This window comes from Acidobacteriota bacterium, assembly GCA_034211275.1.
Classification (GTDB): domain Bacteria; phylum Acidobacteriota; class Thermoanaerobaculia; order Multivoradales; family JAHZIX01; genus JAGQSE01.
The window spans coordinates 26459-52262 of record JAXHTF010000020.1 but is presented as its reverse complement, the minus strand read 5'-3'; the positions used below and the strand labels follow the sequence as shown (position 1 = coordinate 52262).

20 protein-coding genes are annotated in these 25804 nt (G+C 67.3%); 15 read left to right on the top strand and 5 right to left on the bottom strand.

Annotated elements, in window-relative coordinates:
- Positions 1–147: 147 nt before the first annotated feature.
- The 7 genes from SX243_05685 to SX243_05655 all read left to right on the top strand — a co-directional run bounded on the left by SX243_05685 (position 148) and on the right by SX243_05655 (position 8378).
- Positions 148–1461, top strand: coding sequence for a bifunctional diguanylate cyclase/phosphodiesterase (locus SX243_05685; GenBank protein ID MDY7092452.1), 1314 nt, complete (start codon positions 148–150; stop codon positions 1459–1461).
- Positions 1462–1605: 144 nt separating this feature from the next.
- Positions 1606–2616, top strand: a complete 1011-nt coding sequence (locus tag SX243_05680) for an MBL fold metallo-hydrolase (protein MDY7092451.1) — start codon at positions 1606–1608, stop codon at positions 2614–2616.
- A gap of 80 nt (positions 2617–2696) precedes the next feature.
- Positions 2697–3833, top strand: a complete 1137-nt coding sequence (locus SX243_05675; GenBank protein ID MDY7092450.1) for a metallophosphoesterase — start codon at positions 2697–2699, stop codon at positions 3831–3833.
- A complete protein-coding gene (locus SX243_05670) occupies positions 3833–6583 on the top strand; it encodes an AAA family ATPase (GenBank protein MDY7092449.1) in 2751 nt (916 codons plus the stop codon). Before SX243_05675 ends, SX243_05670 begins: the two co-directional genes overlap by 1 nt.
- Before the next feature lie 75 nt (positions 6584–6658).
- Positions 6659–7405, top strand: coding sequence for a YceI family protein (locus SX243_05665; GenBank protein MDY7092448.1), 747 nt, complete (start codon positions 6659–6661; stop codon positions 7403–7405).
- A gap of 125 nt (positions 7406–7530) precedes the next feature.
- A complete protein-coding gene (locus SX243_05660; protein MDY7092447.1) occupies positions 7531–8019 on the top strand; it encodes a YajQ family cyclic di-GMP-binding protein in 489 nt (162 codons plus the stop codon).
- Between the two features lie 80 nt (positions 8020–8099).
- Positions 8100–8378 (top strand): ATP synthase subunit I, encoded by a 279-nt coding sequence (locus tag SX243_05655; protein ID MDY7092446.1) that lies wholly within the window; start codon positions 8100–8102, stop codon positions 8376–8378.
- 91 nt (positions 8379–8469) lie between these two features.
- Here SX243_05655 and SX243_05650 read toward each other — a convergent pair whose 3' ends face one another.
- Positions 8470–9693, bottom strand: coding sequence for an amidohydrolase family protein (locus SX243_05650; GenBank protein ID MDY7092445.1), 1224 nt, complete (start codon positions 9691–9693; stop codon positions 8470–8472).
- Between the two features lie 256 nt (positions 9694–9949).
- On the opposite strand from SX243_05650, the gene SX243_05645 reads away from it, so the two are divergent.
- Positions 9950–11539, top strand: a complete 1590-nt coding sequence (locus SX243_05645; protein MDY7092444.1) for a peptide chain release factor 3 — start codon at positions 9950–9952, stop codon at positions 11537–11539.
- Between the two features lie 120 nt (positions 11540–11659).
- Here SX243_05645 and SX243_05640 read toward each other — a convergent pair whose 3' ends face one another.
- Positions 11660–12913 (bottom strand): hypothetical protein, encoded by a 1254-nt coding sequence (locus tag SX243_05640; GenBank protein ID MDY7092443.1) that lies wholly within the window; start codon positions 12911–12913, stop codon positions 11660–11662.
- Positions 12914–13233: 320 nt separating this feature from the next.
- Between SX243_05640 and SX243_05635 the strand changes: the two genes are divergently transcribed.
- Both SX243_05635 and SX243_05630 read left to right on the top strand, forming a co-directional pair.
- Positions 13234–13617, top strand: coding sequence for a hypothetical protein (locus tag SX243_05635; protein ID MDY7092442.1), 384 nt, complete (start codon positions 13234–13236; stop codon positions 13615–13617).
- A 102-nt stretch (positions 13618–13719) separates the two neighbouring features.
- Positions 13720–14034 carry a hypothetical protein gene (locus SX243_05630; GenBank protein ID MDY7092441.1) on the top strand — a complete coding sequence of 105 codons (315 nt, stop codon included), beginning with the start codon at positions 13720–13722 and terminating at the stop codon, positions 14032–14034.
- Positions 14035–14133: 99 nt separating this feature from the next.
- On the opposite strand, the gene SX243_05625 is transcribed toward SX243_05630, so the two are convergent.
- Positions 14134–15264: an AI-2E family transporter gene (locus SX243_05625; protein MDY7092440.1), complete on the bottom strand. Its 1131-nt coding sequence runs from the start codon at positions 15262–15264 to the stop codon at positions 14134–14136.
- Positions 15265–15815: 551 nt separating this feature from the next.
- Positions 15816–17231 carry an MltA domain-containing protein gene (locus SX243_05620; GenBank protein ID MDY7092439.1) on the bottom strand — a complete coding sequence of 472 codons (1416 nt, stop codon included), beginning with the start codon at positions 17229–17231 and terminating at the stop codon, positions 15816–15818.
- Between the two features lie 85 nt (positions 17232–17316).
- Here SX243_05620 and SX243_05615 point away from each other — a divergent pair, with 85 nt between their 5' ends.
- Positions 17317–18459 carry a hypothetical protein gene (locus tag SX243_05615; GenBank protein ID MDY7092438.1) on the top strand — a complete coding sequence of 381 codons (1143 nt, stop codon included), beginning with the start codon at positions 17317–17319 and terminating at the stop codon, positions 18457–18459.
- A gap of 93 nt (positions 18460–18552) precedes the next feature.
- Here SX243_05615 and SX243_05610 read toward each other — a convergent pair whose 3' ends face one another.
- Positions 18553–19071: a peptidylprolyl isomerase gene (locus SX243_05610; GenBank protein ID MDY7092437.1), complete on the bottom strand. Its 519-nt coding sequence runs from the start codon at positions 19069–19071 to the stop codon at positions 18553–18555.
- Between the two features lie 723 nt (positions 19072–19794).
- On the opposite strand from SX243_05610, the gene SX243_05605 reads away from it, so the two are divergent.
- From SX243_05605 to SX243_05590, 4 genes are all read left to right on the top strand, one after another.
- Positions 19795–21393 carry an alpha/beta hydrolase gene (locus tag SX243_05605; GenBank protein MDY7092436.1) on the top strand — a complete coding sequence of 533 codons (1599 nt, stop codon included), beginning with the start codon at positions 19795–19797 and terminating at the stop codon, positions 21391–21393.
- A 19-nt stretch (positions 21394–21412) separates the two neighbouring features.
- On the top strand, positions 21413–22147 hold the full coding sequence (locus tag SX243_05600) for an ATP-binding cassette domain-containing protein (GenBank protein MDY7092435.1): 735 nt from the start codon (positions 21413–21415) through the stop codon (positions 22145–22147).
- Positions 22144–23325 carry an ABC transporter permease gene (locus tag SX243_05595; protein ID MDY7092434.1) on the top strand — a complete coding sequence of 394 codons (1182 nt, stop codon included), beginning with the start codon at positions 22144–22146 and terminating at the stop codon, positions 23323–23325. Before SX243_05600 ends, SX243_05595 begins: the two co-directional genes overlap by 4 nt.
- 653 nt (positions 23326–23978) lie before the next feature.
- Positions 23979–25697 (top strand): sigma 54-interacting transcriptional regulator, encoded by a 1719-nt coding sequence (locus tag SX243_05590; GenBank protein MDY7092433.1) that lies wholly within the window; start codon positions 23979–23981, stop codon positions 25695–25697.
- The last annotated feature ends 107 nt before the right edge of the window (positions 25698–25804 follow it).

Here is a 25804-nt window from a genome sequence, read left to right as displayed (position 1 = left end):
ATTCTTCCGGAGGCTAGATTTGATGCCCCGGGAGCTATTTGACGTTGTAGACTTACGGTATTCGATGCGTTTATCTTGGGTTCGGCGGTCTTGAAGCCGCCGGACGAATCAACGAGGAATGAGGTGCAAGATCTTGGAGCTGAGGCTGTGAGCCTCCAAGACACCGTCAGCGCCGAGGAGGAGAGTCGCTGGCGTGAGCTACGCGGTGCTCTCGTCGATCACAACACCGAGCTGCCGTCGCTGACGGCGGTGCTGAGTGAGATTCGGGAGCTGGTCCAGAACCGTCGCCGGTTGGGGTTGCTCTACCTCGACCTGAGCGCCGAAGCGCCGCTGGAGTCGATCTACGGCTGGGAGACCTACGACGGGCTGCTGCGCCAGGTCGCGGAAGCCTTGGGGGTCTTTCAACGGGACCGTCTGAGCTCCGACGACGTGCTCGCCATCTGTAACGTCCGGGGGGAGGAGTTCGTCTTGGTCGTGGGGCTGGACGACGCCGCCAGCGCGGCCCAGAGGCTCGAGGAGCTGCAGGAACGCATCGCCGACCACCTTTCCGCCCGGCTGCGGGTGCAATTCGACAACGAGAGTCCGCGTCCCCTGTCGGTGCAAAGCGCCGCCGACCTGCTCCTGCCGGACCCCATGGTGCGGCTCGAACGAGTTTTCTACCGCACCCTCGACACCCTCCGCTCCATCTGCCGCCGGGAGCGGGAAAAGCAGCACTCGGAGCGCATTCGGGAGCTCCGGCGCATCGTCTCGGCGGTGGACATCACCGTACGCTTCCAGCCCATCATCAGCCTCGACAGCGGCGAGGTGCACGGCTTCGAGGCCCTCAGCTGTGGTCCCACCGGCGGCGTGTTCGAGAATCCGGAGATGCTCTTCGCCTTCGCCGAGGAGACGGATCACATCGTCGAGCTGGAGCGCATTTGCCGCTTCGAGTCCATCCGCCGCGCCGGCGAGCTGGGCAACAGCGGGCGCCTGTTCCTCAATTGCTCCGCCCGGGGGTTCACCGATCCCGAGCTCTTCTGCCGCAATCTGGTGGACCAGGCGGAGCGTTGTGGGCTCCGCCCCGCGGATATCGTCATCGAGATCACCGAGCGGGTCGCCATCACCGCCTGGCAGGACTTCCGCCGCAGCGTCGCCGCCCTGCGCCTCATCGGTTTTCAGATCGCCCTCGACGACATGGGGGCCGGCTACTCGTCGCTGCAATCGGTGGCGGAGGTACAGCCGGACTATCTCAAGGTCGACCTGTCGCTGATCCGCGACCTGCACAAAAGCCCCATCAAGCGCAGCCTGCTGCAGAGCCTGCTGACCATCGCCCACAGCATCGGCGCCCAGGTCATCGCCGAGGGAGTGGAGAAGGCGGAGGAATGCCAGGTGCTGCGGGAGATGAACGTGACCTTCGCCCAGGGCTTCTTCTTCGCCCGTCCGACGGTGGATCCCAACAGCATCACGCTGCGTCTCTCCTGAGCTGCGTCTTTCCTAAGCCGGTTCTCTCCTGAGCTGAGCTCCTCCCAAGACGGTACGAGCTCCCGGCCCTCGGGGGCGCGAGAACTCTCGGCCTCCGATGCCGTAGAGGGGGAGGACCCCGAACCCTTCCGAAGGAGCCAAGCCTTGAGCCGATTCCCCTCCCTGCCGATCTCCCCCGCCCGCCGAGGGCTCTGCAGCCTTCCTCTGTTGGTGATCCTGGGCTGCTGCTTCCTGGTGGGCTATCCCGCTGGGGCCGCGGACGAGCCCGCCGCCGTCGCAGAACCAGCGCCCATCGAGGAACTAGCGCCCGGGATCCACCGCATCGAGCTGGGGGCCGACGGGGCGGTGGTGGCGGTGGACGGCCCTCGGGGACGCCTGTTGGTGGACAGCGGCAGCGCCGCCGCTCTGCCGCGGCTGCTGGCGGCCCTCGAGACCCTGCCGCCGTTGCCCGTGCGCCTGGTGATCAACACCCATTACCACGCCGATCATCTGGGCGGCAACGGGACCTTCCGGGCCCAGGGGGCTATGGTGATGGCCCACGCCAACGTGGCGACCCAGGCGCGGCGGGACGTGGTGATCGAGGAATGGGGGGATTGGCATCGGGAGCCGTCGCCGGAGGCGGATCTGCCGCAGCTGGAGATCCACGGTCCGGCGACGGTGCATTGGGGAGACGAACGCATCGAGATCCTGCCGGCACCGGCGGCCCACACCGACGGTGACCTGGTGCTGATCTTCCACCGAGCCCGCCTGGCGCATCTGGGAGACCTGCTGGAGGTCGGGGCTCCGCCGTTCATCGATTGGTGGGCCGGAGGCTCCTTGGAAGGAATCTTGGAGGCTCTGGATCGAGTGTTGGAATGGCGCTCCCCGGACGCATTGCCGGAGGCGACCTCCGAAGGGGGAACCCACCGGTTGACGCGCTTCGTGCCCGGCCATGGCGCGGTGGTGGACCGCCAGGGTTTGGAGCGCTATCGCAGCCTGCTGGAGACCGTCGCCGGGAGGGTGGGGGACGCCGTGGCGGCGGGCAAGAGCGCCCAGGAGACGGTGGACCTGCAGCTGGCCCAGGACTATGCCGAGGAGCTGGGGGGAGAGCGGCGGGCGAGGCAGTTGGTCTATCTGCTCTATTTAGGGCTCAGCGGCGCGGCTCCCGGCACCTGAGCGTTTTCCCACGACGAAACACACCCCGCGGCTCTCGCCGGGATTCCGTTGTAGTCTCTGGGGGACGGGATCCCTCATTCATGACACGTTTTCTCCACACCGCGGATTGGCAGCTCGGGCTCAAGCTGCGCTTCCTCGACGGCGATCGCGGCGCCAAGCTGCGGTTGGAACGCTTCGAGGTGGTGCGACGCCTGGCGGCGGCAGCCCACGAGCACGCTGTGGAGGCGGTGGTGGTGGCGGGGGACGTCTTCGACGACAACGCCGTCGGTGCTGCCACCCTGCAGGCCGCCCGCGACGCCCTCGCCGCCTTCGCTCCGATCCCGGTGCTGCTTCTGCCGGGCAATCACGACGCCGCCACGCCGGAGAGCGCCCTGCGGCGCCTGGCGCCGGAGGAGCACGGCCTGGACCACGTGCGGCCGCTGCTCGTCGCCGAGCCCCTGACCATCGGCGACACCGTCTACTACCCCTGCCCGCTGCTGCGCCGCCACACCCACGACGACCCCACCCGTTGGCTGCCGTCCCGGCAGGATGGAACCCACGAGGATGGAGACGCAGTGCGGGTGGCCATCGCCCACGGCGGCGTTCTCGACTTCGGCGAGTCCACCGAAAGCCCCAACCTCATCGCGGCGGAAGAAGTTCTGGCCAGGGGTTTCGACTATCTGGCCCTGGGGGACTGGCACGGCCTGCTGCGGTTTGGCTCCGCCGGCTGGGGAGACCGGGTCTGGTACTCGGGAACCCCGGAACCCACCCGCTTCGAGGAGAAGGAGCCGGGGCGGGCGCTGGTGGTGGAAATCGACGGCGCCGGCGAGGAGCCGCGGGTGGAAGTGTTGGAACTGGCCCGCAGCCGCTGGCTGACGGAATCCCGCACCCTCGACGGCGAGGCGGCGGTGGACGAGCTCGAGCGCTGGCTCAAAGAGCTTCCGGAGCGCAGCTGGACACTCCTGCGGCTGCAGCTGGACGGCGCCCTGTCTCTGGCCCAGCGGGCGCGGCTGGACCGCCTGTTGGCGGCGGCGGGAGAGGAATTGCTCGAGCTGCGGCTGGACGATGGGCGGTTGGTCACCGAACCCTCGGAGGAGGATTTGGCGCAGCTGCGGCTGGAGGGCTTTGTCGGTCGGGCGGTGGAACGGCTGCGCAAAGAAAGCACGCGGGAAGAAGACGGCGCTGCAGCTCAGGGAGCCCTACGGCTGCTCTACCGCTTGCTCCAGGAGGAGAGCTGATGCATCTGGTCTCTCTGGAGGTCTGGCATTGGCGGGGCCTGGAGCACGAGAAGCTGGGGCCCTTCTCCGAACGGCTCAACCTGGTCTACGGCCCCAACGAGGCGGGCAAGTCGCGCCTCTTTCAGGCTCTGGAGTTCGTGCTCTTCGAGTCCTACAAAGGGGAGGCTCAATACAAGAAGCAGCTCCAGGGCTGGAGCTCCACCGAGAGCCCCCGGGGGGCGGTGAGCTTCGTCCTCGACGACACTCCCTACCGCATCGAAAAGGGCTTCCTCAAGGGCGGCTACGCGAAGCTCGAAGGGGGTGGCGAGACCCTCAAGGACGAGGCGGCGGAAGCGCGGCTGCACGAGCTGTTGGGCAGCCGGTCCGGAAGCAATCGGGGGGTGAGCCGGGAGGATTACGGCTTGTGGCCGCTCCTCTGGCTGCCCCAGGGAAAGTCCCAGGAGCCGCCCCACGAGGATCTCCACGACGCCCCCCGGGGCGACCTGCAGGACCGGCTCTCCCGGGAAGTGGGGGAGGTGGCCGCCGGCCCCTTGGGGCAGCAACTGCTGGAACGCACCCGCACCGAGGCCGCCCGCTACCTGACCGAGAAAACGGGCCGCCCCACCGGCGAGCTGCGGGAGGCCATGACCCGCCGGGACGAGCTCCGGGAGCGGCGAGACGAGGCGGTGGCGAAGCGCGAGGAGGCCCACGCCCTGGCGGAAACCCTCGCCCGCGGCCGGCGGGAGTTGGAGGAGTTGGAACGGCGGGTGGGAGAGCGGGAGGAAGAGGTGCAGACTCTCGCCGAAACCGTCGAGGCGGCGCGGCAGCTCCAGCGCGGGGTGGAGGAGCAGGAGCGGGAGGTGGCCCACCGCCGGCTGCGGCTGGAGCAGATCGAGGAGCGTTTGGAGCGCCGGCGCCAGGCCCGCCGCAGCCGGGATGAGGTGGCTGTGGAGGTGGCGGAGCTGGAAGCGCAGAAAGCCCGGGATGCGGCGGAGCTGGAGCAGCTGCAGCAGAGGTTGACGGAGGCCGAGACGGCGGTGCAGAAGGCCGAGGAAGAGCACCAGAGAGCGCGCCGGCGCCGGGCCGCGGCCCAGCGACGCCAGCGGCAGCAGGAGCTGACGGAACGCCTGGAGGCTCTGGATCGGGAGGTGGAGGAGCTGCGAGCCCGTCGGGAGCGGGTACGGGAGCTCGAGCGACAGCGCCGGGAGGTCGCGGTAGAGCCCTCGGCGGTGCAGGGTCTGGAGCGGCTGGAGCGGGATCTGGCGGTGGCCCGCAGCCGGCTGGAAGGCTCTGCGGCGCGGCTGACGGTGACGGCGCTGGCGGATCTGGAGGTGATCGAGAAGGACGCTGGCGAGGACACTCTGGCGGCGGAGGAGAACCGCCGATGGCCGGTGACCGACGAGCTCCAGCTGGAGCTCGGTCAGGAGCGGGATGGGCAACTTCAGCCCCTTCTGCGGCTGACGGTGGAGCCCGCGGCGGGGGCCGGCGAGGAATTGCGGCATCGGCTGCGGGATCTGGAGTCGGATCACCGCCGTCAGCTGGAAGCCCTGGGCGTCGACGATGCGGCGGAGGCTCGAAGGCGGCTGGATCGCCAACAGGAACTGGACGCGGAGCTGCGGGTGCAGCGGGGAAGCGGCTCCGATGCCCAACGAGACGGCACGCTGGAGCAGCGCCTCGCCGTCCTCGAACAGCGGCGCGAGTCGCTAGAGGAGGAGCGGCAGGCCCTCCCTCGAGAATCGGAGCCCGGGGAGTCTTCGGAGCTCGAGGAGCAGGACTCCGCCCAGGCCGCGGAACAGGCCCAAGTTGCAGAAACTCGGGCTGAAGAGGCCCTGAGCCAAGCCCGCACCCGCCGCGCTGCCGCCCTGGAACCGTTGGAAGAGCTGCGGCGCCGGCAGGCGGAGAATGCGGGCAAGCTGGTGGCCCGGCGTCAGGAGCTGGCACGGCTGGAGGCGGTGCTGAGCCGCGAGGCGGAGGGCTCCGCGGACGCCTCCCTCGAACAGCAGCTCAAAGACAGCCAGGCCCTCCTGGGAGAAGCGCTACGGGAGCTGGAAGAGCGCCAAGAGCGCTACCGGGCCACCGGCGGAGCGCGGGCGGAGGAGACCTTGGAGCGCCTGCAGCGCAGCCTCCAGGGGTTGGTCCAGGAGCGCCGCCGGGGGCAGGACGAGAACCTGACGCTGCAGGTGCGGCTGGACAGCTTGGCGGATGCGGAGCTCCACGAACAAGCCCAGGAGCGGGAGCAGGAGCTGGCTCGGGCCCAGGCCAACCTCGACCGCATCGAGGCCCGAGCCGCCGCCGCCGGCCGGCTGCTGGCGATCTTGGAGAACGAGCGGAGGGCGGCTCAGCAGCGCCTGACGGCTCCGGTGCGCCGCCGCCTGGAGCCTTATCTGGAACAGCTCTTCCCAGGCTCCGAGCTCGCCATCGACGAAAATTGGATCGTCGAAGGATTGCTCACCGGCGACACCCAGGAGGCCTTCGAGGAGCTTTCCGGGGGTGCCCGGGAGCAGCTCAGCGTGCTGGTGCGGCTGGCCTTGGGGGAGATCCTGGCCGGCGGCGAGCGGCTGCCGCTGATCCTCGACGACGCTCTGGTGAGCTCCGACGAAGAACGCCGGGAGGCCATGCTCGCCGTCCTCCATCGAGCCTCCAGGCACCTCCAGATCCTGGTCTTCAGCTGCCACGAAGATCACTTCGACGCTCTGGGAGCCCAGCAGCGCTTCCGTCTGCGCGGCCGGCGCCGGGCTGAACTGACTCGACTAAAGATAGAACAAGCCTGATAAGATGCGCAGCTCATGAGATCCAGCCCCGCTTTCCAGGCGAGGGCGCGACCTCGAGAACAGGAGAAAAAAATCATGAAGCGAGTTGTTTATCCGTTCCAGATGTTGGCCTGCATGCTCTTGCTGCTGGCCGTTGCCTGCGCCCCGAACCCTGCCGACAACGCCAGCGAGGCGAAGGTCGAGGAGCCGGCGGCCCAGGAAGGCAGAGAGATGGCGATGGAGACCGAGACCGTCGCTGGCTATCTCATCGACCAGGAAGCCTCTTCCATCGAGTGGGTCGGCTCCAAGGTGACCGGCAGCCACGATGGCGGCTTCAACCAGTTCGAGGGCACCGTCGAGGTGGTCAACGGAACCCCCGAGGGCACCACCGTCGACGTCACCATCGACAACACCTCCCTGTGGTCGGACAACGAGGACCTCACCGGTCACCTCAAGAGCGCCGACTTCTTCGACGTCGAGAATTTCCCCACCTCCACCTTCACCAGCACCAAGGTGGTTCCCAGCGACACCGCCGGCGAGTATGAGGTCACCGGCAACCTGACCCTCCACGGGGTCACCAAGCAGATCACCTTCCCGGCCACCATCGAGGTCAGCGAGGACCAGGTCACCGCGCAGGCTGAGTTCTTCATCAAGCGCTTCGACTTCGGCATCGAGTACCCCGGCCGTCAGGACGACCTGATCCGCGACGAGGTGGTGATCAAGCTCAACATCGTCGCCACCGGCGGCGGCGAGGGCGAGATGGTGATCGAAGAGGACGACATGGAAGGCGATTCCATGGAAACGGACTCCATGGACGAGGAAGGTACCGCGGACCACGGCTGAGGCCGGAGATCCGTCTTTGCCCGTCAGCGGCCTCGGACGTTGCCCGGTCGACGGGCGACGCTCGGGGCCGCTGTTGTTAGCAGACCCCTTGACTTGAAATCGACTCAATTGGAATCGAGGCGACTATGCCCTCCTTCGACATCGTGGTTCAGAACGACCTGCAGGAAGTGGACAACGCGGTCAACCAGGCGCGCAAAGAGATTTCCCAGCGCTACGACTTCCGCGGCAGCAAGAGCAGCATCGACTGGGACAAAGAGCAAACCTTCACCCTGGTGGGGGACGACGAGTACAAGCTCGGCGCCGTCCTCGACGTGCTCAAGTCCAAGCTGGTGCGGCGAGGTGTTTCGGTGCGCAACCTGGAAAGCGGAGCGGTGGAGCCCGCGGCGGACAGCACCGTGCGGCAGAAGCTGACCCTGCAGAGCGGCATCCCCATGGACAAGGCCAAGGCCATTGTGAAATCCATCAAGGGCCTCAAACTCAAGGTGCAGGCCCAGATCATGGACGATCAGGTACGGGTCACCGGCAAGAAGCGGGACGACCTGCAGGCGGTGATCCAGCATGCCAAGGGGCAGGACGTGGGCCTGGAGCTGGAATTCGTCAACTTCCGGGACTGATTCGTTCCGCAAGTGGCCTCTTCCTCGACGGGCCCGCTGCCTACTAGTCGGCTGCTTCCGATGGAGCCCTGCATCCCCTCATGATCGACATCGCTCTCTTCGCACTGCTCGGTGCCGGTCTCGCGGCTCTGGCCTACGCCGGCCTGTGGTGGACCGTCCGCCTGCTGGCGGATAGCTCTCGGCCGCTGCTGCTCATCGCCATGAGCTGGATGCTCCGGGCCCTTCCGGTGCTGGGGGCGGCGGTGTGGCTGATGCTCCAGGGCCGCTGGGCTGAGCTCTTCGCCACCGTAGGAGGCTTCATCGTCGCCCGGCTGGCCTTGACCCTGATCTACGGCGGCGTGCCGGGCCTCCGTCGCTAAAGAAGCGGGTGGCGGACCAGAGCGGCCGCTGACGAGGCATGGCTGGCGAGCTCAGGCCCGGCGAGCTCAGGCCTGGCGAGACCGGGCCAGCTCAGTCCGGGAAGGGCGCCGGGTCGATGCCCGGGATCACCTTCAGAGCATTCTTGTAGTACAGCTTCTTGAGAACCTCGTCCGGCAGGTCGAGGCCGTACATGCGCCAGAAGGCGTGGCGCCGGCGGTAGTAGGGGAAATACTCGTCGTCGGTCTCCAGCACCCGGAAGTAGGTGTGGTACTCCTCGGGATTCCAGCTGTCCTTTCCGAACATCACCCGGTCCTGATACTCCGTGAGGAATTGACGGGCGAAACGCGGCTGGCGGCCGAGCTCGGCGAGGACGGCGCCGATCTCCGTGTAGACGTTGGGTAGCTCGTCCAGCAGCTCGCCGAGCTTGGCCAGGTCGTTGCCCAGCCACCCCAGGTGGGCGTTGATGAAGACGGTCTCGGGGTGGCGGCGGAAGAGGTTGTGCTGCTCGCCCATGATCTCTTCCCAGGACGGATAGACCGCCGGGTCGCGATACCGATTGGGCCGCTCCAGTAGCTCCAACAGCCGCTCGTTCTGGTCGTCCTTGGGCATCCAGAAGGGCGCCGGCTCGCCGGTGTGGATGAGCACCGGAATCCCCAGCTCGCCGCATTTGGCCCAGATGGGGTCGAGGCGCGGGTCGTCGGTGGGGATGCGCTTTCCGTCCACATCCTCGGTGGTCAGCCCCAGCCCTTTGTAGATCTTGAGCCCGGCGGCCCCGGCGGCTACGTCCTTCTCCAGCTGCGCCACCGCCGCCTCCGCCCAGCCCTCGGAACCGACGCCGCTGAAGTCGACGTTGGTGAAGACCACGAAGCGCCCCGGTGCCTCCTCCCGCGCCTTCTCGATCGCCCGACCCAGGTACTCCGGCTCCTGGAAACCGAAGGAAAAGCTACCGTCGGGCTGCTCGATGCGCCGGAATCCCCGCCCGCTGAGATTGACCATCACCTCCATATTGAGCTCGTCCATGGCCGCCACCAGCTCGCCGAGGTCCTGCTCGGGCATCCGCGACTGGTGGTTGTGGACGTCGATGAAGGGGTACTTGGCCCGGGTGACGGGCGTTTCCGGCACCACCAGCGTCGACGGCGGGTCGTAGGCATAGAAGGCCGGCACGTCTACCCCCTCGGTGGTCAAATCCTCCGCCCGCGGCTGGGCATTTGCTGAGCTCGCAGCCAACACCATCAGCCCCGCCACCGCGGCGCAACAGAGGACGAAGAGGAGCGGGCGGCGAAAGGCGTGGGCTAGGTAGGGGACTGAGCTCATGGTGCGGGTCTCCGAGGGGGATGGTTTCGAGGTGCGCAATGGGGATACGGTGTCCTGCGCCGGATGGTTCAGAGTCCTGGAAGCATAGCGCTCCGTCTCGCTGCGGCCCAAGGTCTGGCGATGACCAGTCTGGCGATGACCAGTCTGGCGATGACAGGTCCGGCCAAGATCGGATTCCCATCGACTCAATCTTCACATCTGCTAGGATCCGTCCTTCCGCCCCGGTTCCAGGAGCGGTGGCCCCGCGGAGATCCCCATGAGCAAATTCGAAGACGAGATTCATTCCCGGCGCACCTTCGCCATCATTTCCCACCCCGACGCCGGTAAGACCACCCTGACGGAGAAGCTGCTGCTCTTCGGCGGAGCCATCCAGATGGCGGGAGCGGTGAAGGCGCGGGGCGAGCGGCGGCGGGCGCGCTCCGACTGGATGAAGGTGGAGCAGGAGCGGGGCATCTCCGTCACCGCCTCGGTGATGACCTACGAATACCGCGGCTGCACCTTCAACCTCCTCGACACCCCCGGTCACGAGGACTTCAGCGAGGACACCTACCGCACCCTCACCGCCGTCGACTCCGCCGTCATGGTCCTCGATGGTGCCAAGGGTATCGAGACCCAGACCCGCAAGCTCTTCGAAGTGTGCCGCATGCGGGACGTGCCCATCATCACCTTCATCAACAAGCTCGATCGCGAGTGCAAGGATCCCTTCGAGCTCCTGGACGAGATCGAGGACACTCTGCAGCTGGAGGTGGCGCCGGCGGATTGGCCCATCGGCATGGGGCAGCGCTTCCTGGGCTGCTACGACCTGATCCACGATCGCCTGCTCAAGATGGAGCGGGGCAAGGGCGAGATCGCCGCGCCGGCCACCGAATGCCAGGGGCTGGACGATCCCAAGCTCGACGAGCTGCTGCCGGAGTCGGCGGTGGCGGAGCTGCGGGAGGAGGTCGAGATGGTGCGGGGGCTGTGTCCCAGCTTCGATCTCCAGGCCTATCGGGAGGGCAACCTCACCCCCGTCTTCTTCGGCAGCGCGATCCAGAACTTCGGCGTCCGGGAGCTCCTCGACGGCCTGGTGAACTGGGCTCCGCCGCCGCGGCCGCAGCCGGCAGCGGAGCGGGAAGTGGATCCGCTGGAGAAGGCCCTCACCGGTTTCGTATTCAAAATCCAGGCGAATATGGACCCCAAGCACCGGGACCGCATCGCCTTCCTGCGCCTATGCTCCGGTCGTTTCGAGCGCGGCATGAAGGTCCAGCACACCCGCAGCGGCAAGCAGATCAAGCTGCACAACCCGGTGCTCTTCCTGGCGCGGGATCGGGAGCTGGCGGAGGAAGCCTACGCCGGCGACATCATCGGCATTCCCAACCACGGCACCCTGCGCATCGGTGACTCCCTCACCGAGGGCGAGGAGCTGCGCTTCACCGGTATCCCCAGCTTTGCGCCGGAGTTTCTGCGCAAAGTGCGGCCGCTGGATCCCCTGCGGGCCAAGCACCTGGGCCGCGCCCTCACCCAGCTGGCGGAGGAGGGAGCCGCCCAGGCCTTCAAGACCCGCCTCGGCGGCGAGTGGATCGTCGGCGTCGCCGGCGCCCTGCAATTCGACGTGTTGGCGGACCGCATCCGCACCGAATACGACCTGGAGGTCCAGTTCACCTCCACCGCCGTCTACGCCGCCCGCTGGGTGGAGGCCGACGACCCCCGCACCCTCAAGGCCTTCACCGACAAGAATCAGGCGGCCCTGGCGGAGGACCACAACGGGCACCCGGTCTTCTTGGCGCGCAACGACTGGCATCTCACCACCACGGTGGACGACAACCCCGCCATTCGCTTCCGCAAGACCAAAGAGCAGGTTCAGTAGCCGATTTCACGACTCGCTGCAGTCACCACCCGAGTTTTGGATCTGAGCGAGTAGGGTGGGCGCCAGCCCACCATCGCAACGATCCGGTGCCCGTCTCGGCAGCCTGCTTTCGCCGCTTCCTCAGCTCTCGGAAGCGGCAGCCTCCAGCGATAGTTTCGCCTGCCCTTCCCGCAGCAGGAAGTGGCGGTAGATCCAGAAATTCGACAGGCAGAGCAGCGGCAGGGTGAAGGCACCGAAGAAGGGCACCGGCTGCAGGCAGATGAGCACCAGATTGATGCCCCGCACCAGCCAGCGGCTGAAGAAGCGGGTGGAGCGGGGCAGATAGCGTCGTAGGCTGGAGATCAGCGACAGCCGATAGTAGAGGATCCCCGGGATCAGGCCTACCAGCGGGATAGCCCCCAGGACCAGCAGGATCAGCAGCGCCCGCGGCAGCGTGCCCTGGAGGCATTGCACGTAGGCTTCCAGCTCGCCGCGGTGGGCGAAGCACGGGCTGTGGCATAGCTGGCATTGGAGATCCAGCTGCCGCCCCCGCAGCCGCTCTCCGCAATGATGGCAACGCTTCTGCGCCCGCAGCTGGAATCGGTGGGCTTCCAGATCCGTCGCCACGGCTTGGCGCACCGTCCCCATCCAGCCCACTTGCCGGACCTCGGTCCGGGGCTGGTTGCACTGCGCGCAGTGGATGCCGCAGGGAGAGTTGGGGCTGGCGCAAGTGGGGCAGGGGACCTTCTGCTTCTCCTCCCGATGCTCGAGATATTTGCGCAGTAGATAGAGCCCCAGCACCGTGACGCCGGTCACCGCCAGCGCCGCCATGGGCAGGATCACCACGAAGAGCACGCCGACGAAGCCGATGCCGTCCTCCATCCAGCTCAGGAGTTTCTGAAGCCCCAGGTCGTCGTCCTCGTCCATCTCCATCAGGAAGCCGTAGATGGCGTTGCGCAGGGTGGCCAAGAACCAGACTGTGGCACCGGCGCTGAGGGCCCAGAAGTGGGCGAAGGAGAGGTCGCCCAAGAGACCCGCCTGGGCCAGCGGCGCCGCCAGCTGGGACGGCTCCGCGGAGGCCAGCACCAGGCACAGGCTGAGGGCCGCCAGGCCCTTGAGCTGGCTGTCGGTGAGGGAGAGCAGCTCCCGCAGATCGGGGTTCTTGTTGAGCAGGATCTCGAGGACGGTGAAGCCGCCGAGGATCCACAGCACCGTGTTGGAGGTGGTCCAGGCGGGCACCGCTTCGAGCAGCTGAATCCCCATCACGTCCTGGGCCAGAAAGCCCATGTCCGGACCGAAGCGGGCGGTGAGGGCGGTGGCGAAGAGGGGGATGAAGGCCCGGGAGGTGAAGTAGGGAATCAATCCCAGAGTGGTGATGAAATAGGCCAGATCCATGGGGACTCTCCTCGTCGGGACCAGTGATCGCGATCCAGGGGCGGGGCTCGCACTGAGTTTCTCCTTCTCTTAGTTCCAGCGCAAAGCATTCGGCGGACGTCTCATTTTCCAGGGCTCATCACCGCGTGTCGTTATGATGCGAGAGCGAAATTGCAACTTGCTCTAAATAGGTATAGTGTCCTTAGTAACTATTCTTTATCTCTGCTTTGCGGGAGATATCAGGGCCTCGCGGCCCCTCTTGGCTTTGGGCGTGACCGCTCCGGCTTCGGGTGCATTGGCGTGGCCCTTCTTTGGACCCTCGAACGAGGAGGAGGACTACGATGAAGAAGCTCTTCTATGCCCTGGCCGTGTTGACGTTGGTGGCCGGATCCATGTCGGTGATGGCGGCGGAAGGAGCGGCAGCCCAATCCGCCGCTGCGACCCCTGACAGCCCCGCTTCTCAGCAATCTCTTTCCCAGCAAGCAGCCTCCCAGGAACCCATCGCCCAGGGCTCGATCTCCGGCAGTGCCGGCGGCGCCCAGGAGGCGGGGATCTTCTGCGCCATCACCTGTGACGACGGCACCGGTCTCGCCTACATCTGCAAGCTGGGCAGCTTCCCGGATTGTTGCCAGATTGGTGAGGACGCCTGCTGGTCCTACCACGGTGGCGTCGACGAGGGCTCCTGCTGGCAGGGCAGCGTCAACTACACCTGCGACGGCATCTGAGCTCCTAGCTTTCGGATTGGCCCCCGTCGGGCCTCCCAGAGAGGCTCGGTGGCGGCCTCCGGAGTTGGTATCTATTCAGTCCCATCTTCAAGGAGGTGCAGTGTGCGGAAGCTCTATTTAGCTCTGGCTTTAGTGGTGGTGGGGGCGGCGGCGTTGATGCTGGTCCTGGCGCCACCGGCGGTGCAGGCCAAGGCCCCGGGGGACGGTCCCTCGACCTCTGCGGGGAACGCCCAGGAGGCCGACGAGATCGTGTGTGACTTCCTATGCGAGGACGGCTACGGCTTCGGCTACTTCTGTCCCGACGAGACCTTCGGCGAGTGCTGCCAGGCCGGCGAGCAGGCCTGTGGGCTTCACGGTGGATTGGCGGACGGTATTTGCAGCAGAGGCCGTCTGGGCCTCGTCTGTGGCGGTATTTGAGCTCCCCGGATGAGCCGACGGAGCTCGGCTCATCCCGCGAGTAGAGCATTGCGGCCCCGCTGCCCGATGGTAGCGGGGCTGTTTTGTTGCAGCGCTAGATCAGAGCATTTCCTGGATGTACTTCTCCCGCGCCAGGCGCCAGAAGACCACCAGGAAAGCGGTGAGGGGGATGGCCAGGATCATGCCCGAGATGCCGCCCAGGGCTGAGCCCCAGAAGAACACCGCCACGATGATGGCCACCGGATGCAGACCGGTGCGGTCGCCCATGATCTTGGGAGTCAGGATGTAGCCCTCGATCATCTGCACGATGGTGAAGACCAGAAGTACCAGCCCCACTTTGAGCAATCCGCCGTCGTCCTGGAAATACGCCAAGGGTAGCGCCACTCCCAGACCGACGATGCTGCCCAGGTACGGGATGATGTTCAAGAAGCCCAGCACCAGCCCCAGGACGAAGCCGTATTTGAGCCCCACGATGGAGAAGCCGGCGGCGAAGAGCAGGCCCTGGAAGGTGGCCACCAGCAGCTGGCCGCGGAAGAAGGCGACGATGATGTTGACGAACTCCCGCACCAGGTAGATGACGTCGCGGCGGGTCTCCTGCTTGAGGAAGGGCAGCAAGGCCTCCGGATTGCGCGGCTTTTGCATTTCGGCGATGAGAAAGAAGGCGAAGTAGACCGGCAGCACCGCCCAGGCCAGCAGGGTGCCGATACTGCGCATCACAAAGGCGCCGAAGTCTGCGGCGCGGCTGCTCACCTCGCTCAGGCCCTGGAGCATGGCCTCCTGTTGGTTCTGCACCGCGCTTTGAATGCGCTGTCCCCAGGGGTTGTTCTGGAAGAAGTCCTGGATCTCCGGCAACCGTCGTTGGATCTCGGCGCGGACGTTCTCCCACCACGCCGGGACCTGCTTCACCAGCTCGGTGATCTGCTCCACCGCCAGGGCGCCGAAAAACCAGAAGAACGCCGTCAGCGGAATCAGCGCGGACAGAAAGACCACCGCCACCGCCACCGCCGTGGGCATGTGTAGCCGCCGGCGCAGCCATTCGAAGTAGGGATTGAACACCAGCGCCGCCACCGCCGCCACCGCCAGCGGCAGGAAGACATTGGAGAAGCGCTGGAAGAAGGCGCCGATGGCCCAGAAGAGCAGCCCGATGGAAGCGATGATCACCGCCGCGGCGAGCAGGGTGAGGGCAGTGCCGATGGCGTTCTTCTGGCGGTCGCTGAGATTCAGGGGCATAGGGTCCTCCTCGGGCGGCATCTGATGGAGAACGACGAGCTAACAGCCCGTGGTAAAAGTCGAGCCGCGCTACGAGCGGCCCTTTTTCGCCGAATCTTCGTTCGAAAACCTCGCCGATACCAGCATCGCCTGCGGTTTTCCGGCCTTGATTCGACGAAAAATTCCTCGCTCTCGCTGGCGTCTGACTTTTACCACGGGCTGCTAAATGGTGCTGGTGTTTCAGTTTCGAGGTACGGGGAAACTCTAGCACGCGTTGGAGTTGGGGCTCAGGCCTATGGCTGGATCTTCATGGCTGGGATTTTCAGAGCCCTCACCCTCATTCCCTCTCCCAGTCCTCCCGCCCCCCGACCGGGAGAGGGACGCCCCCGCCCATCCCTATAAAGCTCGGCTCGGTAATGTTCGTCCCGCTGCGGCTCGAATCGCTCAGGCTCGGCACGGTGCTGCTCGATGAGCTTCCCCCTCTACCGGGTGGTGGGTTGGGGGGCTGGGAGAGGGGGATCGAGGGGGTGAGGGTTCTTCCCTATACGACCACCGAACAACTGACCAAAACCCTACCGGGCTCCGTTCTCTGCCTCTGTAGCAGGCACCGGCACCTCCGCCGGCGGCGTGACGGAGCGGGGGAGCAGCACCCACAGGCGCCCCTGCTGGCGCATGCGGCCGGCGATCTCTTCGGCTTCGGCGCCGGGGCCCCAGAAGACGTCGCCGCGCACCGGGCCATGGATGGCGCCGCCGGTGTCCTGGGCGACCAGCAGGCGCTGGAGGGGCGGTCCTGAGGGCTCGGACTCCTCCTCGGCCTGCGGAGCCGCAGGGGTGGCCGAGGTGGAGGTGGGTGCGCCCTGGGGATAGGTGGAATCGAGCCACATGGGAACCCCCATGGCGTGGAAGCTGCGGTCCACCGCCAGGGATCGGCCGGGGGTCAGGGCGGTGCCCTCGCTACCCAGGGGGCCGGGGCCTTTGAGCTCGCGGAAGAAGATGTAGGAGGGGTTGGTGTGCAGCACCTGCCGCGCTTCCCGGGGGTTGTCGTGGAGCCAGGCGCGGATGGATTGCAGCGAGACCTCCTCCACCGCCAGCTCTCCCCGGGCCACCAACTCACGACCGATGGCGTAGTAGGGGTGACCGTTCTGGCCGGCGTAGCCCACCCGCATCACGCCCCCCTCCGCCAGCTCCACCCGGCCGGACCCCTGGATGTGGAGGAAGAAGGCCGCCACCGGGTCGTCCACCCACGCCAGCTCCAACCCCCGGCCGCCGAGGGCTCCGGCATCGATCTCTTGGCGGTCGTGGAAGGGCACCACCTTGCGCCCTTCCAGCCGTCCGGTGAGCCGCCGGCCGGCGAATTCCTCCCGGAAGCTGCCGAGGTCGATGCTCAACATGTCGTTGGGGCGGCGGTAGAGGGGCACGGTGTAGGCGCCCTGGCGCCGGCGGCTGCCGCGCAGCGTGGGCTCGTAATAGCCGGTGAACAGGCCCTGGCGGCTCTCCGGCCCCGCGCCGCCGGCTGTGGACCCGTCAGCTGCGGACCCGTCTGCTGCGGACCCGTCAGCTGTGGACCAAGGGCGCAGGCGTTGTTCCACCAGGGCGCGGAGGGCTGAGTGATCCCCGGCGCCGATCCTTCCGACGGCGCTGCAGAACGGCCGCCAATCTCCGGCGGTGCCGGCGACGCCGTCGGGGCCCAGGGGCCGAGGGGCGGGCAGTCGCAGCAGCCGGCGGCAGGAGGCTCGAAGGGCCGGCAGGGCCTCCGCGGCGGGGTCCTCCCGCCACCCCGGGAGCTGCTCGAAGCTCGCCGCCTCGAGGCGCAGCACCGGTTCCGCCTCGACGGGCACCGGCCGGGGCAGAGGCTCATGGCGTACTTCCACCGTCGGCGCCTCCGGCTGGCGAATCCACCAGAACAACAGCGCTCCGGCGGCGACGGTGGTGAGGAAGAAGGCGATGGCGAGGGGGCGCCAGATGCGGTGGGTGGAGTGGCGGCTCATGGAGTGGTCAAGAGTAGCAGCATCTGCTCTCTCCAGGGCGGGACTTTCGGAGGCTGGTAGAGTCCCGCCGGGAGGCACTTTTTCAATGCTCGGAACCAAGACTCTGGCGCGCCTCGAACACCATCTGCGGCCGCTCCTGGTGCGGCTGCCGACGCCGCTGGCGGTGGACCTCTATTCCCGCGGCCGGGAGCGCTTCCTCTCCGCCTTCGTGCGCCGCCGGCCGCCGCAGATCCCGGAGCCCTACGGGCAGACTCCTGCCCAGCTTGCCACCGAGCTTTGGGGAGTGACCTTCCCGTCGCCCCTGGGCAACGCCGCCGGGATGTTCAAGGATGGCCAGGGGTATGAGGTGGTGGCGGGGCAGGGAGCGGGCTTCTTCCTCGCCGGCACCACCACCGCCCTGCCCCGGGGCGGCAACCGCAAGGGGCACCATCGGCGGCCCTTCGCTCCCTACCCGCGCTCCGGTGCCGCTTCCAACTGGCTCGGCTTGCCCAACCCCGGCGATCTCGCCGTAGCGCGGCTGCTGAAGGGTTTGGACCGGCGACCGGGATGCCCCGTGGGGGCGAGCCTGGGAGCGCCGCCGGAGCTCGACGAAGCACCGGCGCTGGAAGCCTTGGCGCGGGGGATGAAGGCCTATGCCGAAGCCGCGGTGGACTTCCTGGAAGTCAACGAGAGCTGCCCCAACACCGAAGCGGTGGAGGCCGGCGACGGGAATCTCGGGGCGATGGGGCGGCGCCTGGCGAGGCTTCGAGAGCATTTCCCCGCAGGATCCGGACAGCCGCCGGTGGTGGTGAAGCTCTCCTGCGATCTGGCGCCGGCGCTGGTGCCGCGGGTCCTGGATCTGCTCTTCGAGCACGGCTACGACGGCGTCAACTTCGGCAATACCTCCACCGACTATGCCGCCCACCGCCAGCACATCGCGCCGGAGGAGCAGGCCCTCTACCGCTACTTCACTCATCATTTCGGCGGCGGCGTCAGCGGCCGGCCGTTGAAGGAGGCTTCTCTGCGGCTGGTGTCGGCGGCGGCGGAGCACCGAGAGCGCTGTGGCCTGGGGCGGGAATTCCACATCGTGCGTACCGGTGGCGTGGAGGACGCCCAGGACGTGCGGCGTTCCCTCGACGCGGGAGCCTCGTTGGTGCAGTGGTACACGGCCTACTTCGAGGCCTTCGCGCTTCACGGCGACGAGCTCTACCGGAATCTCTACGCGGATCTGCTGCGGACTGAGACTTGAGGGAGAGGCAGGGCTGAGGGAGAGGAGGCGGAGCAGGTGCCGGCTCCCTCGCCCGCGGACGCGGAGCGACAGGAGCCGGCAGCCGCTAGCGAATCAGTTCTTGGCGGGGTATTTCTTGTCGAGGATCTTGTTCCACTCGGCGAGCTGTTCCTGATTCTTCTCCATCAGCTCCGCGGTCTCGCCCTCGATGGTGACCTTGACCATCTTGTCGCCCTGGCGGATGGCGTCCACCACGTCCTGGCCGCTCTCCACCTTGCCGAAGACCGAGTGCCGGCCGTCGAGGTGCGGGGTGGCGTTGTGGGTGATGAAGAACTGGCTGCCGTTGGTGCCGGGGCCGGCGTTGGCCATGGACAGGATGCCGGGGCCGTCGTGCTTGAGCTCCGGAGAGAACTCGTCCTGGAAGCGGTAGCCCGGGCCGCCGCTGCCGGAGCCGGTGGGATCGCCGCCCTGGATCACGAAGTTGGGCACCACGCGGTGGAAGACCACGCCGTCGTAGTAACCGCGCTGCGCCAGGTTGACGAAGTTGGCGACGGTGAGGGGGGCTTGGTCGGGGAAGAGGGCGATGCGGATGTCGCCCTTGTCGGTTTTGATGGTTGCGTGCAGGTTGCTCATGGGACCTTTCTGTTCGGTTGTGGCCATTTCGGACGAGGCCTCCTCGGAGGAGGGAGTTTCAGAACCGTCCTGCAGGTTTGCGGGGACAGCTCCGGCTGGCGCTGCCAGCATCACAACGGAAAGAGCCAGCAGGGTGAGGGCGGTAGTAGACCAGGCCAGGCGCATCCGTTTCATCGCGTCAGATTCTCCTCTTGGGATCGGGCCGTTTGGGTTGGGCCTCTTCGGGTTGACTCAATCGAGTAGTCTTGCCTCGGCAAGCCTGACAAGGCTGACCGGCGTCCAGTATCTCTAGCAGAATTCACGCACCTGGTCAAAGATCTGTCTCCCTGGGGCGTGTTCGGACCTGACGCTGGCTGGAAGAAGCTGAGGGCTCGTGTTTCCTACTCGTGAGCACTGGGAAGCTGGTCACCCCCGCGTTCGCGGGAATGACGAAAGGAATGACGGAGAGGGTGAGGGTAGTGGGAAAGGATGTTGATCTCGGCACCTCCGCCCGGGGATCCAATCCCCGGGCTACTCAAACGCCGCCAGCTTCGCTGGCTCCGGAGGGGAGGCTATAGGTGAGTAGGCTCTGGGAGCCGGATTCATCCGGCGGTGTCCTGGGTAGCCCCGGGATTGATCCCGGGGCGGGGCTCAGGCGGTGGCGGAGCTAGTTTGAATCCACTCAGGCCTCGGCCCTGCTCGCCACTGACAGTGTTACCATCGCCGCCGACGGGCGACCGAATCATGAAGATCCATCCGAATTTCAGCTCTCGCAACGCCATCGGTGCCGGTGACGAGCTCCCACGGCTTGGCCTCCGGAAGGCCCTCGGCCCCCTGGCGCTGGCGTTGATCTTGGGGCTGATGCTGGCCTGCGGCGGGGCTCCGGCGACGGAGGGCTCCGGCGATGGCGAAGATTCCTCCCCTAGCCCGGAAGCCAGTCTGGAGGCCCAGCTGGAAGACTGCCAGCTGACCTCCCCGGGTTCTCCCGCCACCCTCGACGCCCGCTGCGGCACGCTGGAGGTGCCGGAGAATCGCGCGGTCGAGAACGGACGCATCCTGGACCTGTACTTCGCCGTGTTGCCGGCGGTGAGCCGGACGGCGGAGGAGGACGCGGTGGTCTTCCTCGCCGGCGGTCCGGGGCAAGCTTCTACGGAGACCTATCTGCAGGTGTCGCCGGCCATCGGCCCCCTCAACCACGACCGGCCGATTCTGCTCATGGACCAGCGGGGCACCGGCTCCTCCCATGCCCTGGAGTGCCCGGGGTTGGCGATGGAGGAGAGCCTGGAGATGCCGGACGACGACGAGCTCAAGGCGCTGGTTCAGGAGTGCGTGGAGGAGTTGAGCCAGGACGCCGACCCGCGCCAATACACCACCGAAGCCGCCGCTCGGGATCTGGAAGCCTTGCGAGAGGCTTTGGGCTACCCCCAGCTGAATCTCTACGGCGTTTCCTACGGCACTCGCCTGGCGCTGGCCTATGCCGACCTCTTCCCGCAGCGGGTGCGCACGCTGGTGCTGGACGGCGTGGTGCCCCACGACGTGGCCCTGGGAGAAACCCTGGCCCGGGACGCTCAGAACGCCCTGGAATTGATCTTCCAGCGCTGTGCCGACGACGAGGCCTGTGGCGAGGCCTTCCCCGACCTGCAGCAGAAGCTCGACGGTTTGATGGCGTCGCTGGCGGAAGACCCCCGGCCGGTGCGGCTGGATCATCCGCGCACCGGTGCGTCGGTGGAGCTGACCTTCAACGAGGAAACCCTGGCGGGAGGCCTGCGCCTCCTCACCTACGCGCCGGAGACCGCGGCACTGGTGCCGTTGCTGATCACCGACGCGGTGGAGAACGACGATCTGCGGCGGCTGGCGGCTTTGGCCCTCACCGTCGGCGACGGCGTGGGGTCGCAGATCAGCGCCGGGCTGTCCTACTCCGTGACCTGCGCCGAGGACGTGCCCTTCGTCGACGTCGAGGCCTCCGCGGAGGCGAGCCGGGGCACCTACCTGGGGGAGAGCTTCTTCGACAGCCTGCAGGAGATCTGCAGCGTCTGGCCCTACGCCGAGTTGCCGGCGACGGTGCGATCGGCGGTGCGTTCGGACGTACCTTCGCTGCTACTCTCCGGCGAGGCGGATCCGGTGACGCCGCCGGCCTTCGCCGAGCGCACGGCGCAGACCCTGAGCAACAGCTTGACGGTGGTGGCGCCGGGGCTGGGGCACAACGTCATCCTGCGCGGGTGCTTGCCCCAGCAGGTGCAGGCCTTCATCGAGGCGGGATCGCTGGAGGCGGTGGACGCCGAGTGTGTCGAGGCCATCGAAGCCGCTCCCTTCTTCCTCAATTTTTCGGGGCCGCGGCCGTGACGCCGGTGGGGGATCGATCATGATCGCAGTGGACGGGCTGACCAAGCGCTTCGGCGAGGTGCAGGCCCTGGCGGGGGTCTCCTTCCAGGTGCCGGAGGGATCCATCACCGGGCTGCTGGGACCCAACGGCGCCGGCAAGACCACCACCCTACGCATCCTCTACACCGCCCTGGAACCGGACGAGGGCCGGGCCACCGTCGACGACTTCGACACCCAGCGCCAGGCGTTGGAAGTGCGGCGGCGCATCGGAGTGTTGCCGGCGGACGGGCGCGGTCTCTATCCACGGCTGACCTCGCGGGAGAATGTGCGCTACTTCGGCCGTCTCCACGGTCTTCAGGGAGAAGCCCTGGAGGCCAATATCGAGCGCTTGGTGGGGTGGCTCGACATGCAGGACATCATCGATCGCCGCACCGAGGGTTTTTCCACCGGCCAGCAGCTGAAGGTGGCCATCGCCCGGGCGCTGGTCCACGATCCCCGCAACGTGCTGCTGGACGAACCCACCAGCGGTCTCGACGTCATGGCCACCCGGGCCATGCGGGACTTCGTTCGCCGGCTGCGGGACGACGGCCGCTCGGTGCTCTTCTCCAGCCACGTGATGCAGGAGGTGGCGGCGCTGTGTGACCGCATCGTCATCGTCGGCGAAGGCCGGGTGTTGAGCCGGGGCACTCCCGACGAGCTGCTGGAGACCACCGGAGAGAGCAGCCTGGAGGACGCCTTCGTCGCCACCCTGGGCACCACCGAGGGCTTGGAATGAGTTGGCGGGCAGCATGGGTCGTCGCCACCAAGGAGGTGGTGGACAATGTGCGGGATCGCCGCACCCTCCTCGCCTCCTTGCTCTATCCGCTCCTCGGGCCGGTGCTGCTGGTGGTGCTCCTGGGGGTGACGGTCAATTCCATGACCGAGCGGGCGGAGAAGCCGCTGGAGCTGCCGGTGGTGGGAGCGGAACACGCCGAATCCTTGATCGGGTTCTTGGAGCAGCATCGGGTGGAGATCCAGCCGCCGCCGGAGGACCCGGAGGCCGCGGTGCGGGCCGGGGATCTGGAGGTGGTGTTGGTGGTGGGGTCGGACTTCGGCGAGGCCTTCGAGGCCGGCCGGCCGGCGCCGTTGACGCTGATCTTCGACGAGTCTCGGACTACCGCCGGGGTCAATATTCGCCGGGCGCAGGGGCTCCTGGACGGCTACGGCCGCCAGATCGCCAATCTGCGGCTGCTGGCCCGGGGGGTGGATCCTCAGGTCATCGAGCCCCTGCAAGTGGTGCGGCGCAGCGTCGCCACCGCCCAGGGCCGCGGCGCCAGCTTGCTGGGCATGGCGCCGTACTTCATCATCTTCGCCATCTTCATCGGCGGCATGTACCTCGCCATCGACACCACCGCCGGCGAGCGGGAGCGGCGCTCCCTGGAGCCGCTGCTGATCAACCCGGTGCCCCGCTGGCAGATCGTCCTGGGCAAATACGCCGCCACCCTGGTGTTCACCGCCGTGGCGGTGATCGAGACCCTGGCGGGTTTCGCCGTGGCGCTCAATTATCTGCCGCTGGAAGATTTCCTCGGCGCCCGCTTCGCCCTCGGCGCCGGTGCTTTGGGGACCATCTTCCTCATCACCGTGCCCATGATGCTGCTGGCGGCGGCCCTCCAGCTGGTCATCGCCACCTTCACCCGCAGCTTCAAGGAGGCGCAGAACTATCTCTCCATGCTGCCGCTGGTGCCGGCGCTGCCGGGGCTCTTCTTGGTCTTCCTGCCGGTGAAGGCCAAGCTGTGGATGATGATGATCCCCACCTTCGGCCAGCAGCTGCTGATCCAACAGCTGATGCGCGGCGAGGCCATCGACCTCTTCCACACTGCCGTCTCGGCCCTCATGACCCTGCTGGCGGCGGCGGCGCTGCTGGCGGTGGCGATGCGCCTCTATCGCTCCGAGCGGGTGATTTTCGGCGGCTGACGCTGACGCAGGAATGTCTTCAAATCTGACCCCCACGAGGGGTTGAAACCCCTCGCTACTGCATATCGGCCCTGACGGGGCGACACCCCCACCCTCTCCAAGAGCTCTATCCAAGTACGGAGGGAGCGCCGGCTTGTCGCCGGCTCCGGGGTGACGACGCCCAGTCTCGCCCCGCTGGGGCCTCGGCTGACACCCCCTGACACTGTCCGACCCTTGCTGACACCCACCGACACCCACCGACACCCCTGCTGACACCCCTTCGGCATCCTGGACGTCCGGAACCCAAAAGTCGTGCGAATGGATCCTAAGTCTCCTGTTTGCAATCACTTGTGGGTCCTTGCGGAGGGTTGGCACGGAGCGTGCTCTATAGACAAGTGATCGCGATAACGACAACAGCGATCTCGAGAGGACCGGGCGGGCTCGCCGACGGTGGCTCGGGCTGGACGACGAACCCTCCCGGTCCTCGATTTTCAAGACTTGGTCGACATCGACCCGAACGCCCTCGCAGAAACCTTGCGAATCGGCGCCCGGACCACCAACCACCCGATGCTCGACGGCAGACGCCCCGGCTTGACCGCCGGGGATTTTCTTATGCCCTGAAGGTGCAGAGGCGCAGCGTGTTGAGCGTGCCCTGGGCTGATAGAATCGCCCAAATGGCCGACGACAGTCAGACGCGGACGGCCCATTCCCTGGTCGAGCCGGGGCAGTGGGGCAGCGAGCGCTTACGGCGATCCCGTCCACCGGTACCGGCGCTGACGGTGCTCTACCATCCCCAGGCGTCGCGGGTAGGGGAGCGGTGCCTGTTGTCGGCGCTGTCCTCGCAGCGCTCGGTGCGGCTGGCGCGCATGGAGCCCTTCTTCAGCCAACCCTCCGTCCAGCCGGCGGGCCAGCCTAGCCGCGCTCCCCAGCGACCGCTGGAAGACCTCTACATCAGCCGCACACCCTTGCGTCTGCTGCCCCAATCCGGCGGCTGGCTGCGCTTGGAGAAGGGCGAGAGCCGCACGCCCCTGGAGATCGACGGGGTGCCGGTGGAACATCAGGTCGAGCTTTCGCCGGCGCAGCTGGAGTCTGGGGTGATCTTGATGCTGGCGCGCCGGGTAGTGCTGGTGCTGCACCTCTACCAGCCCGAGGACGACCCGCCTCCCCGACACCCCGCGCTGGTGGGGGAGAGCTCCGCCATGATGCAGGTGCGGCAGGACATCCAGCGGGTGGCGGATCTCGACGTCCCGGTGCTGGTGCGGGGGGAGACCGGAACCGGCAAGGAGCTGGTGGCTCGGGCCATCCACGACGCCAGCCAGCGGCGCCGGGAACCGTACTTAGCGGTGAACATCGGTGCCGTGCCCGCCTCCCTGGCGGCTTCCGAGCTCTTCGGAGCGGTGAAGGGGGCCTTCACCGGCTCGGTGAAGCCCAGCGCCGGCTATTTCCAGCGCGCCGAGGCCGGCACCCTCTTCCTCGACGAAGTGGGGGAGACGCCGCCGGAGGTCCAGGTGGCTCTGCTGCGAGTGCTGGAGACCGGGGAAATCCAGCGGGTAGGCAGCGCCCAGGCGCAGAAGGTCAACGTCCGGCTGCTCGCCGCCACCGATGCGGACCTGGAAGCGGCCATCGAATCCGGAGGCTTCAAGGCGCCGCTGCTGCACCGTCTGTGCGGCTTCGAGATCGTCCTGCCGCCGCTGCGCCGGCGCCGGGACGACTTCGGCCGGCTCTTCTTCCACTTCCTGCGCCGGGAGCTGCGGGAGGTCGGGGAGGAGCATCGGCTGGAAGCGGAGCTGGGCGGCCGCGATCCCTGGCTGCCGGCGTCCTTGGTGGCGGGGCTGGCGATGCAGGGGTGGCCGGGCAACGTGCGCCAGCTGCGCAATGTGGTGCGCCAGATGGTCATCGGCAGCCGTGGCGGTGACCGGCTGATGGTGGGGCCGCAGGTCGAGCGCATGCTGCGCTCCGGCAACGCCCGAGGTTTTTCGCCACCGCCTCGGACCTCGTCGGAGGGCGCGGGCGCGGCGGGCTCGGTGGGCGCTCAAGACACTCCGAGGCCTCCTTCCCGGGAGGACCTCCGGGAGGAGTCCCGAGAGGTGCCCCGAGAGCCTGCGGCGAAGAGTCATCGCTCGCCGTCGGACGTTGGGGACGAGGAGCTCGTGGCGGCCCTCAAGGCCCACCGCTGGAAGCTCAAACCCACCGCCCGGGCCCTGGGGCTGGCCCGTTCGTCCCTCTACATGCTGGTGGACCGCCACCCGAGTATCCGCAAGGCTTCGGAGCTCAGCCGGGAGGAGATCGAAGCCTGCCGGCAAGAGTGCGGCGGCGACCTGGAGGCCATGGTGGATCGCCTGGAAGTCTCCGCCGCCGGGCTGCGCCAGCGGCTGCGGGAGCTCAACGGTTAGGGCTCGCGGCAACTTTGCGCCTGGAGAGCCGTATTTAGGCTGCGGGGTTGCCGTATCTTGTTCAGCTACGACGCCCATAGTAGGCTGTTGATCCACATCTAGAGCGC

Coding starts and splice junctions, on each gene's coding strand:
- SX243_05635 (MDY7092442.1), top strand. CDS start 13,234: ATGAAGAAGCTCTTCTATGCCCTGGCCGTGTTGACGTTGGTGGCCGGA.
- SX243_05610 (MDY7092437.1), bottom strand. CDS start 19,071: ATGAGCAACCTGCACGCAACCATCAAAACCGACAAGGGCGACATCCGC.
- SX243_05655 (MDY7092446.1), top strand. CDS start 8,100: ATGATCGACATCGCTCTCTTCGCACTGCTCGGTGCCGGTCTCGCGGCT.
- SX243_05590 (MDY7092433.1), top strand. CDS start 23,979: ATGGCCGACGACAGTCAGACGCGGACGGCCCATTCCCTGGTCGAGCCG.
- SX243_05615 (MDY7092438.1), top strand. CDS start 17,317: ATGCTCGGAACCAAGACTCTGGCGCGCCTCGAACACCATCTGCGGCCG.
- SX243_05625 (MDY7092440.1), bottom strand. CDS start 15,264: ATGCCCCTGAATCTCAGCGACCGCCAGAAGAACGCCATCGGCACTGCC.
- SX243_05660 (MDY7092447.1), top strand. CDS start 7,531: ATGCCCTCCTTCGACATCGTGGTTCAGAACGACCTGCAGGAAGTGGAC.
- SX243_05675 (MDY7092450.1), top strand. CDS start 2,697: ATGACACGTTTTCTCCACACCGCGGATTGGCAGCTCGGGCTCAAGCTG.
- SX243_05670 (MDY7092449.1), top strand. CDS start 3,833: ATGCATCTGGTCTCTCTGGAGGTCTGGCATTGGCGGGGCCTGGAGCAC.
- SX243_05595 (MDY7092434.1), top strand. CDS start 22,144: ATGAGTTGGCGGGCAGCATGGGTCGTCGCCACCAAGGAGGTGGTGGAC.
- SX243_05645 (MDY7092444.1), top strand. CDS start 9,950: ATGAGCAAATTCGAAGACGAGATTCATTCCCGGCGCACCTTCGCCATC.
- SX243_05620 (MDY7092439.1), bottom strand. CDS start 17,231: ATGAGCCGCCACTCCACCCACCGCATCTGGCGCCCCCTCGCCATCGCC.
- SX243_05650 (MDY7092445.1), bottom strand. CDS start 9,693: ATGAGCTCAGTCCCCTACCTAGCCCACGCCTTTCGCCGCCCGCTCCTC.
- SX243_05605 (MDY7092436.1), top strand. CDS start 19,795: ATGAAGATCCATCCGAATTTCAGCTCTCGCAACGCCATCGGTGCCGGT.
- SX243_05600 (MDY7092435.1), top strand. CDS start 21,413: ATGATCGCAGTGGACGGGCTGACCAAGCGCTTCGGCGAGGTGCAGGCC.
- SX243_05640 (MDY7092443.1), bottom strand. CDS start 12,913: ATGGATCTGGCCTATTTCATCACCACTCTGGGATTGATTCCCTACTTC.
- SX243_05665 (MDY7092448.1), top strand. CDS start 6,659: ATGAAGCGAGTTGTTTATCCGTTCCAGATGTTGGCCTGCATGCTCTTG.